This window comes from Paraburkholderia sp., assembly GCF_034668105.1.
Lineage (GTDB): Bacteria > Pseudomonadota > Gammaproteobacteria > Burkholderiales > Burkholderiaceae > Paraburkholderia.
Genome location: NZ_JAXDPY010000550.1, coordinates 1 through 3,963, shown reverse-complemented (window position 1 = coordinate 3,963; position 3,963 = coordinate 1). Strand labels below are relative to the sequence as shown.

4 protein-coding genes are annotated in these 3,963 nt (G+C 62.6%); all 4 read right to left on the bottom strand.

The window, feature by feature from the left end:
- Positions 1-600: response regulator transcription factor (locus tag QOC89_RS24310; protein WP_323047349.1), on the bottom strand; the 600-nt coding region annotated here is incomplete at its 3' end.
- 496 nt (positions 601-1,096) lie between these two features.
- Complete coding sequence (locus tag QOC89_RS24305; RefSeq protein WP_323047348.1) at positions 1,097-1,645, bottom strand: hypothetical protein; 549 nt, start codon at positions 1,643-1,645, stop codon at positions 1,097-1,099.
- Between the two features lie 24 nt (positions 1,646-1,669).
- Positions 1,670-3,499: an allophanate hydrolase gene (gene atzF / locus QOC89_RS24300; protein ID WP_323047347.1), complete on the bottom strand. Its 1,830-nt coding sequence runs from the start codon at positions 3,497-3,499 to the stop codon at positions 1,670-1,672.
- A 21-nt stretch (positions 3,500-3,520) separates the two neighbouring features.
- Positions 3,521-3,963: acetyl-CoA carboxylase biotin carboxyl carrier protein subunit (locus QOC89_RS24295; protein WP_323047346.1), on the bottom strand; the 443-nt coding region annotated here is incomplete at its 5' end.

Sequence of the window (3,963 nt, the reverse complement as noted above, 5' to 3'; positions counted from 1 at the left end):
ATTCATCTTGCGCATCACCTGTCCACGGTGAACCTTGACCGTGATTTCGCTCAGGTTCATCTCAGAGGCAATCTGCTTGTTCAGCAGGCCGGACAGCACAAAGGCCATCACCTCTTTCTCGCGGGGTGAAAGGGATTGATAGGAGGCGCGCACTCCGGCTAACGCGGCCTCTGCCGCGAGCCGCTCGCTGTCTCGCGCGAGGGCCTGGGCAACGGCGTCGAGCATGTCCTGGTCCTTGAACGGCTTGGCAAGAAAGTCCAGCGCGCCGGCCTTCATTGCCTTCACCCCCATCTCGATGTCTCCATGACCGGTCATGAAGACGACGGGAATACGCATACCGCTATTGACGATTTCCTGATGAAAAGCCATGCCGCTTTTTCCGCGGAGCCGCACATCGAGGATGAGGCAGCTTGACCCGGTGGTGCGAGCAGAGCGCAGAAATTCGTCCGGCGACTCGAACGTTTCGACACGCAAGCCTACCGAGCGCAGAAGCAGGTCGAGAGCCTGGCGGACTCCCTTGTCGTCATCGACGACGTAGATGACGGAACCGTCGTCTCCTGCGGTTTCAGTCGTCATCCGGTTGGTCGGACCAGCAGTCATCTGGGCACCTCGCAAGGCCGGAGCGCTGTCGCATCGCATTGCGCACGACAGTGGAGTGGCTATGCCACCATCGCCGGACAGCGCCGCAGACACCACGTTACCTTCCGGCAGAATCACCGGCAACCCATCGCAATTACCTACGTGTCAAAGCCGCCCATTGCCGAATCGAGGAACAGGCAGCGTTTCCCCGGTGTGCCCCATCCGGACAAACTACCGATGAATGGATGATTTTCGCGACCGTCCCCGGCGTCGCAACTCGCTGCTCAGGTCCTTGAAACCCGAGATACCCAGGCGTCCTGACGGATGGATTCCGCGAGCGCACTTTGCTCCGCGATCTATTCGCTTCGCGACGCCGGAGCCGCGCGTTCACATCCAGCGCGTGGACTTCGTTCTTGACGCCGCGCCACCGACGAAAAGCGACGAAGCGCAAAAGAAGCGCAAAGCCGAACCGATCGGGCCGGCGTCACCCGCTGCTGCGTACGGGTCGACGCCGGCCTCATCGGCGGACGTCGTGGCAAGCTCCTCCACGGCGCAGAAACCGGTTGCCGCTGCGAACCCGCAGCCCCCAGGCGCGGGACGCGCTCCCAGAGTCAGCAAGGAGCTGTTTCCCCGAGAAACCTGCGTTGTTGACGACGCCAATATGGAACGCTTCGGAACCTGTCCCTTCAATTAATTTACCGCCTGCACGCTGCTTGGCGATGTCCGGATTGTTGTCTTTGACATCCTTGAAGAAGATCGCCGCGTCGCCAGGACTCACGTTTTCGGCGTTTTGGCGTCGGCGTGACATCACGTCTGGCCAGAGTTTGTCGTTTGACCAGAAGCCGCGAGGAAGGATGCCGTTCGAGCCGGTGGGGGCGACATCGATCATGTGAGGACAGGACTCGCCCCAATAGTTAGCCAGGAAACCTCCGCAATCGACGCCGAGTGAATTGCGGCAGTATTCAAGCAAATTGGTTTCCGTTAGCGCTCCGACCTCGGATGCTAATTGCAAAGTCTCCTGAATTTCCCACGGACAGGCTTTGCCAATGAAACAGCGTTCGGTCAAGCCAGTCGCCAGCCAACCTGCGCGTCATTGATGCGAGGTAGCAAGCCACGCCCGCCAGTCGCCAGATTCCGTGATGTCGACCGCGGACGCCAGACCACAAGGTTCGCATACAAAGCCGGTCACCCACGTGCCGTCCATCAGTTCAACTTTCCCTAGCGCAAGCGGAGAGGGAATGGTCGTGATGAACGAGCCCAATTCCAGACTGGGCATCTCCCAGACCTCGATCGCGATCGCCGTGCCCCCTTCCGCTACTCGCCACATGCCTGGCCGCCGCGTGCCATCCGGTGTGGCGGCCAGTGCGCACAGGCGATAGTGACGCGCGGTTCGCGTAGCCTCGACCAGACGTGCGCCACGACAAACCAGATCGCGATTGAGCGGCAAACCCTGCATGTGAGCGCCGCACACCGCCACGCGTACCTGATCGTTGGCGGCTGCGTTGGCGGCTGCGTTGACCGCGGTTGGCGGGGCGCTCGCATCGGGCGTGCCGAGCCCGACGCGTTTAACAGCGCTGATTCGCTGCAACAGGTCCGCTACGCTCAACAGATACTGATCCGTGAACGCGCGGCCAAACACGGTCACGCCCCAGGGCAGGCCATTCGCCATGAACGCCGTCGGCGTCGCAACGGCCGCGTAGTCCAGCAGATTCATGAAGTTGGTGTAGTAGCCGAGCAGCGAATTGGGCCCGATCGGGTCGCGCTCCAACTCAGCCAGCGTGACCGGCCGCGGATAAGTCGGCGTGAGAACGAAGTCCAGTGATTCGAGCGCGGCATCGCAGATCACCTTCAACGCTTGCAGACGATACTGCGCGCGAAAAAGCTCGACGGCGGTGGCGCCCGGCGCCTTCGCCAGTACGTCGCGAATGACCGGCAACACGGCCTCCCGATTCGCTTCGATCAATTCGCCCACGACGTTGTAGCGTTCCGCGACCCACGGACCTTCATAGAGCAGGTTCGCCGCTTCGACGAACGGCGCGAAGTCGATTTCGACGGCTTCACCGCCCGCGGCTTCGAGCATGGCGCGGGCCTTCGCAAACAACGCAGGGCTTTCGGTGCAGCCCGCGAATTCGAGTCGCGACGGCACGCCAAAGCGGAATCTGGCGAGCTTGCCGAACGCACGCCCGGTGTTCCATTGCGGATTCTTGCGACTGTATGCATCGCGAGGATCGGCCTGCGCGGTGAGCGCCAGCAGTTCGCTGGCTTCGCGCGCGGTCGCCGTGAAATACGTCACGCAATCGAGCGTGCGGCAGGCCGGCACGACGCCGGCGGTGGACAGCAGACCCTTGCTCGCCTTGAGTCCGACGAGATTGTTCAGCCCGGCCGGTACGCGGCCGGAGCCGGCGGTGTCGGTGCCGAGCGCGAAGCTCGCGACGCCCAGCGCGACGGCCAGCGACGACCCCGCGCTCGATCCGCCTGACGGATAGTCGGGATGCACGCTGTTGCGGCACTTGCCGTACGGTGAACGCGTGCCGTTGAGGCCAGTAGCGAACTGGTCGAGATTGGTCTTGCCGAGCGGCACGGCGCCGAGCGCGATCAACTGCGCGACGAGCGTCGCCGACTCGGCCGGCGTGTAGGCAAACGCGGGGCAGGCGGCGGTTGTCGGAATACCGGCCAGATCGATGTTGTCCTTGATCGCGAACGGAATGCCATAGAGCGGCAATGCATCGATATCCTGAGTGTCCAGCCATTCCAGATAGGGCGCGACCTGCGCTTCGCTCAGCAAATGGATGAACAGATGAAACTCGGGGTTCAGTGCAGCGGCTTTCGCGAGAAGCTCGCCGATCAGCTGGCGCGGCGTGAGCGTGCCGGCACGGTAAGCGGCGCGCAGTGTGGAGAGGCGCAGATCGAATGAAGACATAAAAATGTTTTCCCAGAATGGTCAAAGACGTTCGATGACAGCGACGCGTTGCCCCGCGCGCAGCGCGGAGCCGGGCACCACGTAAATGTCGCCGACGGTTCCCGCACACGGCGCACACACGGAGATCTCCATCTTCATCGACTCGATGACGAGCAGCACGTCGCCGGCTTCTACCGTGTCGCCGGCACTCACGCGCACTTGCCAGAGACTGCCCGCGATCTCGCTCTCCACGGCTACGTCGCCATCTTTCAACGGCGCGAGTTCCACTTCCTCGGCGAGCGGCGCGTCCAAACTTTCTTCCGCCGCGCCCGCTTCGCGCCAGCGTTCGCGTTCGGCCTGAAACGCGGCTTGCTGACGCGCGCGGAATCGCTCGATGCCGGCAGCTTCGCGGGTGAGAAACGTTTGATAGTCGGCCAGCGAAAGTTCGGTCTCTTCGATCTTCAGCGGATATCGCCCTAGCGGGA

Coding starts and splice junctions, on each gene's coding strand:
- atzF (WP_323047347.1), bottom strand. CDS start 3,499: ATGTCTTCATTCGATCTGCGCCTCTCCACACTGCGCGCCGCTTACCGT.